At 42.1% G+C, this 6646-nt stretch carries 7 protein-coding genes; 1 reads left to right on the plus strand and 6 read right to left on the minus strand.

The window, feature by feature from the left end:
• The first annotated feature begins 224 nt into the window (after positions 1 to 224).
• Positions 225 to 1130, plus strand: coding sequence for a cation diffusion facilitator family transporter (locus ACM0OX_RS06615; protein ID WP_414514075.1), 906 nt, complete (start codon positions 225 to 227; stop codon positions 1128 to 1130).
• Between the two features lie 249 nt (positions 1131 to 1379).
• On the opposite strand, the gene ACM0OX_RS06620 is transcribed toward ACM0OX_RS06615, so the two are convergent.
• From ACM0OX_RS06620 to ACM0OX_RS06645, 6 genes are all read right to left on the minus strand, one after another.
• The gene (locus tag ACM0OX_RS06620; protein ID WP_414514077.1) at positions 1380 to 1784 is read right to left on the minus strand and encodes a response regulator; all 405 of its coding nucleotides are present in this window, start codon (positions 1782 to 1784) and stop codon (positions 1380 to 1382) included.
• 802 nt (positions 1785 to 2586) lie between these two features.
• Positions 2587 to 4209, minus strand: coding sequence for a glutamine-hydrolyzing GMP synthase (gene guaA, locus ACM0OX_RS06625; protein WP_414514078.1), 1623 nt, complete (start codon positions 4207 to 4209; stop codon positions 2587 to 2589).
• 228 nt (positions 4210 to 4437) lie between these two features.
• The gene (cbiD, locus tag ACM0OX_RS06630; protein WP_414514080.1) at positions 4438 to 5553 is read right to left on the minus strand and encodes a cobalt-precorrin-5B (C(1))-methyltransferase CbiD; all 1116 of its coding nucleotides are present in this window, start codon (positions 5551 to 5553) and stop codon (positions 4438 to 4440) included.
• A gap of 27 nt (positions 5554 to 5580) precedes the next feature.
• Entirely contained in the window at positions 5581 to 5823 is a 243-nt protein-coding gene (locus tag ACM0OX_RS06635) for a hypothetical protein (protein ID WP_300415970.1), read from the minus strand.
• Positions 5804 to 6190, minus strand: a complete 387-nt coding sequence (locus tag ACM0OX_RS06640) for a BrnT family toxin (RefSeq protein WP_414514083.1) — start codon at positions 6188 to 6190, stop codon at positions 5804 to 5806. The genes ACM0OX_RS06635 and ACM0OX_RS06640 overlap by 20 nt, the downstream gene beginning before the upstream one ends.
• Before the next feature lie 63 nt (positions 6191 to 6253).
• Positions 6254 to 6553 carry a DUF705 domain-containing protein gene (locus ACM0OX_RS06645; protein ID WP_414514085.1) on the minus strand — a complete coding sequence of 100 codons (300 nt, stop codon included), beginning with the start codon at positions 6551 to 6553 and terminating at the stop codon, positions 6254 to 6256.
• Positions 6554 to 6646: the final 93 nt, after the last annotated feature.

The raw sequence follows: 6646 nt of genomic DNA on the forward strand, positions 1-6646 counted from the left end.
AAATTAATGCTAAATATACGCGGTTATTTATAAAGCCATTACTAATGCCTATCCAACTTGTAGCTGTTGTTAGTTAAAAAGAATCTCAACAAATCGATCTAAAAAATAGAGACTATAGAGAGACTTAGCTCTTACTGTGTAAGACTTTGATACACTTCATTTGTGTTTATTTCTATTTTGAGGTCTACATTAGAAGTCATAGAACTTGATGTGATAAATTATCTATGATTTACGATAACCGCGCCGAAGTAAGAAAGGTTTTAATTATTACCCTATTGCTCAACCTGTTTGTAATGGGATTGAAAGCAGTTGTGGGCTATTGGACAGGTTCTTTGAGTTTATTAGCTGATGCCTTGCATAGTGTGACAGATAGCGCAAACAACGTTTTAGGATTAGTTGCGAGTAAATTTTCTTCTCCACAACCCGATCGCGAACATCCCTACGGACACAGCAAGTTTGAAGCAATAGGCGCTCTAGGAATTGCCTCGTTTTTAGGAATAGCCTGTTTTGAAATTCTGCAAGGAGCAATCGAACGAATTCTCAAAGGTGGTGGTGAACCGATAAAAATATCGCCACCGGAATTGTGGTTATTACTAATTGTGCTGGGTGTGAATATTTTTGTGGCGTTTTATGAACGTGCTGTAGGTAAGCGGGTAGGTAGCTCAATTCTCATCGCTGATGCGACACATACCATGAGCGATATTTGGGTGACAATCTCTGTAATTGGTGGCTTGATAGGAGTTTGGCTAGGTTATCAATGGATGGATTTGGTGTTAGCTTTTCCTGTCGCCTTGTTGGTATTTTGGAGTGGCTGGTCAGTTTTAAAAGAGAATTTGCCTTGGCTTGTGGATCGAATGGCGATCGCACCAGAAGCAATACATGCGATCGCTACTTCTGTTCCAGGTGTAATTAACTGTCATGCGATCGCTTCTCGTGGTGTTCTTGGTCGTCAAGTATTTATTGAAATGCATTTAATAGTGGATGCATCAGACGTAGAAACCGCCCACCACATAACTGAAGAAGTAGAAAGCCGATTAGAAGAACGATTTCGTCCCGTGAGAATTTTAATTCACGTCGAGCCACCAGCGTATAAGTCTGAGCAAATTAGCTTTGAAGCTGGAGCAAAGTAGTCTCAGAAATTCTAAATCATGCCCTATTCTATGCTGGTTCCCCTTAAAAAGGCTTGCTTTAATTCCCTCATTAAAAAGGAGAGTTAGGGGGGATCAAGCCTGAAATTAAGTATATTGTGTTATTACCAACATTTTTTTCCCAAGCCAATAGCTTACTAAAAGTGATATTCTATAACCTTAATTTCTTCGATTAAAAAATATGATAGGGAAAATAACAAATAACGACCGACAAATAACTGCATCTTTGTATTAACTCTTATAAGAAGCAACCAATTCTGCGACGATCGTAACTAGTTCTCCGGGATCGACTGGTTTAGGTACATGAGTCTGAAAACCCGCTTCCAAAGCACGACTACGATACTCGCTATCACCATAAGCAGTTAAAGCGATCGCCGGAAGTTTTCCATAAAGATCGGGCTTCAGTGCCCGGATCTTGCGGATAAGGGTGTAGCCATCTTCATCAGGCATAGCAATATCACAAATCAAGACATCTGGTTGCAACTCAGGTAATACTTTCAATGCTACCGCTGCCGATGCAACTGCCATAATGGTGGCTCCATCAGCTTCCAACACAGTAGTAATGTAAAAGCGGCTATCATCATCATCATCAACTACGAGGATGTTTAAGCCAGCAAGGGGAAGAGCAGGTTCCATAACATCTCCATTAATGTTGATCGAATGAAATGTATTTCCAATGAGCTGCTTATTTTTTATCTTTATCACCATACCATTGGTAATTTTACTGCGATCGCGCCGATTTTCCTAGAAAATAACTCAATTTGTCTTGTCACCATCCAATTGATGCTTAATTATTCACTGGCATTTATAATTATCGACTGGATAAAATTATGTTAGTGTTGAAATTCCTTTACATTAAAAAATTAACTTTAACAAATAGTTTAAGTTAAAAAATAATTTTACTAGCTACTGACTGCTTTATTACTAACAGGTTTGGATTTTGATGAAGCTTGAAAAAAGCCAAAAAAAATAGACAATGCCGAGTCTTAAAACGAGTCAGGTCGGCATTGTCATTTTTAAATCAATACAGTTCAGATAAGCTCAAAACTTAGATGTAGAGACACGATTTATCGCGTCGTGAAAGACCAATTATCTACACTAATAACTTTTAACTCAAGCTTATTGAAACGGAGCCGAAGACGCTCTAGATGCGTCAGTAATTAGGAGTCAGAAGTGATACAGCAGTTTTCTTTTGCATGAGGTACAAAGTCACTGGTTTTGAGGCAGGAGGCAGGAGGCAGAAGGCAGGAGGCAGGAGGCAGGAAGCAGAAGAATAATTTGGTTTGTGAATTCTTGGTTCTGTACCTCATTTAGTTGCAAACTGCTGTATGCTTGACTATTAACTTGCAAACTGCTGTATGTGAATCTAAACTCCTGGAAGTAATCTGAAGCATAGCAAAAAGTAATGAGCTTTTAGTTAAGTCAACTCAAAACTTGATTACTCCCATTCAATGGTTCCAGGTGGCTTAGAGGTGATGTCATAAACTACCCGATTCACCCCTTTTACCTCATTCACAATTCGAGTCGAAATCACTTCCAGGACATCATAAGGCACTCTCGCCCAATCAGCAGTCATGCCATCTTCACTAGTAACAATGCGCAAAACAATGGGGTAAGCGTAAGTACGTTGATCTCCCATAACGCCAACACTACGAATTGGCAGCAATACAGCAAATGCTTGCCAGAAATCATGATACATACCGCGTTGGTTAATTTCTTGCCGCACAATCAAATCAGCATCGCGCAAAATATTTAACCGCTCAGATGTAACTTCCCCCAGAATCCGAATTGCTAAACCAGGACCAGGAAAAGGTTGCCGTTGAACAATTTCTTCTGGTAAACCAATGGAACGTCCAAGTTTGCGGACTTCATCTTTAAATAGTTTCCGTAGTGGTTCGACCAATTTAAATCTTAGGTCTTTGGGCAAACCGCCAACATTGTGATGACTCTTAATTTTCACCGCTACCCGCTCACCACTTTGGGGATCTACATTGGTGTCAGCAGATTCGATCACATCTGGATAAAGAGTTCCTTGAGCTAGATAGTCAAAGTGGCCGAGGCGCTTGGATGTTTCCTCAAATACACTGATAAATTCGTGTCCGATGCGGCGGCGTTTTTCTTCAGGATCGGTGATTCCAGCAACTTTAGCCAAAAAGCGATCGCGGGCGTTAACATATTCAACAGGAATGTGAAACTGTTCTTGAAACAGCTTTACCAATCGCTCTGGCTCATATTTTCGCATAAAGCCTTGATCGATAAACACACAAGTCAGTTGCTCGCCAATCGCTTTATACAGCAAGAAAGCCAGGGTAGAAGAATCCACTCCACCAGACAGCGCCAACAGCACCCGCTTTTCACCAACTCTGGCGCGAATTTCTCGAATTGCTTCTTCGACAAAAGCTGCTGTTGTCCAAGTGGGTTCGCAATCGCAGATATGGTAGACAAAATTGCGGATTAATGCTATACCACCAACAGAATGTACCACCTCTGGATGGAACTGAACGCCGTAAAGTTTCCTTTCGTGGTCAGCAATAGCAGCACAAGGAGTATTTTCTGTATGTGCTAGCAATTCAAACCCCGATGGCATTTGAGTTACTGAGTCTCCATGACTCATCCACATGGTAGTGCCATCTTCAACATTAGTAAGCAAATCTGTGGGATCGTCAATATATAATGAGGCTTTGCCGTATTCACCTCGATCGGCCTTTGCTACCTCACCGCCGAGTTGGTTTACCATCAGCTGCATCCCATAGCAAACACCCAAAATGGGTATTCCCAAATTCCAGATTTCTGGGTCACAATGGGGAGCGTTATCACCATAAACTGAACTTGGGCCACCTGAGAGGATGATTCCCTTGGGATTGAGTTGGCGCAAATGTTCAGAAGTAGTGCGATAGGATAAAACTTCGGAGTATACTTGAGTTTCGCGGATGCGACGGGCAATCAGCTCAGAATATTGAGAGCCAAAATCCAGAATTACAATCAATTGGCGATCGAGCCGCCCAAAAGTTTCTAATGTTTGGGGCGCTTGTTCTGTTGGTAGAGTCACCGCTGTATTCATGACGGAAGTGTTATATCTGTTAAGGATAAATAGATGCTTTGTGGTCTATGGTGATGCTATTATCCAGCCTGGATAGGCTGATAATGGTATAGAAAGCCTTGACAAACGCTAGTTTACGTGCCTTTGTCAAACCCCGGAGTTGGAGATGGTATTAAAACGATAAATCTACCCTAGAGTGGTTACTTAAAGGATTATTTTTTTGGATTGTTTACGATTATTCATAATAAATTAACATAATTTTCCCATCAACAGACCAGCAGTTTTACTCTTCACGATAATTTTGCGATCGCGATCGAAGAGAATAGAGCCACAGATTGTTACTTTTGTGCCGCTTTCGCTATGGCTTTGGATGTATTCTTGGGCACGAACATCGATAGTTTCGGCGATCGCACTGTAAACTTTATTTACCCAATCACTACCAGTTGCAGCATCTAGGGATTTTAGATGTGTTAGTGCTGCTTCAGCAGTTGCACTGTTAAATACAGCTTGGATATCTAGTAATTTTAAACCTGCGATCGCACAGTGGGCTGCTAAAATTTCCCGCCGTCCATCAGCCAAGTAGTGATGGGTGTGAAAAATCCCTCCAGCCAGCTTCATCAGCTTACCGTGATAGCCAAATAATAAGATTTCTTTTACACCCAGCACATTAGCTTCTACTAACATTGGGCCGAGCCAGTTAGCAGTTTTGACCAATTGATCGGGATTAATCCCTAGTTTACGCGCCAAATCTAGGCCATTCTCCCCGATACAAAATACTAAACTCTCAAAACGACTGGCTTTATTTTGTAATTCCGCCCGAAAAACTGCAAGCTGATCGGGTGTACTTAAGGGTTGCGAAATGCCAGTTGTGCCTAAAAGAGAAAGTCCTTCAACCACACCAAAGGCAGAATTTGAAGTTCTAACAGCAAGCGATCGCCCTTCGGGTAGAATAATCGTCAGCGTGATTTTTTCCCCCGGTGCTAGTATCCGTTGCAAATTCTCTTGCAACAGCCTTTGAGCGTAAGCATAAATAGCCGGCTTGTCATCAGCATTTAATTGCCTACCAATCCCTTCGCCACCTTTAATAATTACAGCATCATCACCCTGTTCTCGCCATTCCACCAATGCCCAAATCGGTGTATCTTTAGTCAAATCGAGATTATCACCGGGATCGCTGCGGGTAATTGCTAAAGCTGTATTCTCAGATAGTCCGGCTACCTGTTCAATGGGGATTTCTGCGATTTGAGCGGGTTCAATCAAATCTACTGAGGCGATGCTTAGGGGTTTTCGATCGTGTAACCAGTGTAAAGCTGCAACAGCAGCAGCGCAGGCAAAGACGGGAAGAGTGTATCCAGAACGGGACATTTTTTAAATTTAAAAGTCAAAATAATGTTAGGCTGTGTCGCCATCTGTGACTTGTGGCATTGACTCAATTAGTGCCCTTAGCACCTTATTGACCGATTCTGGTGTTGTAAAAACTTGAGCTACATCTTCATCTAGAACCACAACTTTTAGCAGTTGCTTTCTACTTTTCGCAGCGAAGCGGTTGGGCTTCGCCTTTTTATAATCAAAGTGGTACTCAGCTAGAAGCTCGTCATCTGAATTGTATGACTCCTCAAAAGGCGTTTTGTTCATAATCTTCACGCTCCCTTCGAGTGGCTAAACGGGCACTGATAATGCGAATGGTATTAGAACGTTCGGTGAAAGAAATTAATAGCAAGCGATTGTTTCGGGAGTGCCCAATAATAATCTCTCGCTTCTCACCCACTGAGTGAGCTTCATCATCAAAAATAACTGCTAGTACATTATCAAAGACGGTCTTAGCTTCTTCAAAGCTGACATCATGCTTTGTTAGATTAGCTGTTGCTTTTGACTTATCCCACTCAAACTCCATGTCTAAATCATAACTGAGGTTCCAAATCCGCGTTGACGATTCCGGCGATCGCCGAATCGACGAACATAGCGAGAACCAATTGCAGCGCAGTTGTTCGGCTGCGTTCAAGCTCCAACTATGCCAACCATCTTATCAAACTAGGCGATCGCTCTATCACAGTCGTCCAGAGTCCTACTCACTGAGCAAACTGTTAGCTAGCAATGGATACACATGGCGTAAGCTTCGCCAAGCCTGAAATGGTTGATCGTCAATCATTGCTTCTGGCTTTGGGAGATAACCGACGAAGCAATCCTCTAGTCCAAACTCTTTTGCTGAAGCACGAGCATAATCACTGCCTCCACTGCTCCAGCAGTATAGTACTGCTCCTTGCGCCTTTAACTGTCGAACTACTTCAATGACACTGGGTATTGAAATTCGTTTCGTTCCAACCGATCGAACAAGAGTGTCATCGACATCAACAAAAATGACCACAGTTGAGTTTTCCGTGCTAACGCTTGCGCTTAATTCTACTTAACCCTCTTTTATCACTCTCGACAAAGTATAATTAGGAGCGATCACAAAAAC

This window comes from Nostoc sp. PCC 9305 (assembly GCF_963920915.1).
In the GTDB taxonomy this organism is placed as follows: domain Bacteria; phylum Cyanobacteriota; class Cyanobacteriia; order Cyanobacteriales; family Nostocaceae; genus Nostoc.

Coding starts and splice junctions, on each gene's coding strand:
- ACM0OX_RS06615 (WP_414514075.1), top strand. CDS start 225: ATGATTTACGATAACCGCGCCGAAGTAAGAAAGGTTTTAATTATTACC.
- ACM0OX_RS06620 (WP_414514077.1), bottom strand. CDS start 1,784: ATGGAACCTGCTCTTCCCCTTGCTGGCTTAAACATCCTCGTAGTTGAT.
- guaA (WP_414514078.1), bottom strand. CDS start 4,209: ATGAATACAGCGGTGACTCTACCAACAGAACAAGCGCCCCAAACATTA.
- cbiD (WP_414514080.1), bottom strand. CDS start 5,553: ATGTCCCGTTCTGGATACACTCTTCCCGTCTTTGCCTGCGCTGCTGCT.
- ACM0OX_RS06635 (WP_300415970.1), bottom strand. CDS start 5,823: ATGAACAAAACGCCTTTTGAGGAGTCATACAATTCAGATGACGAGCTT.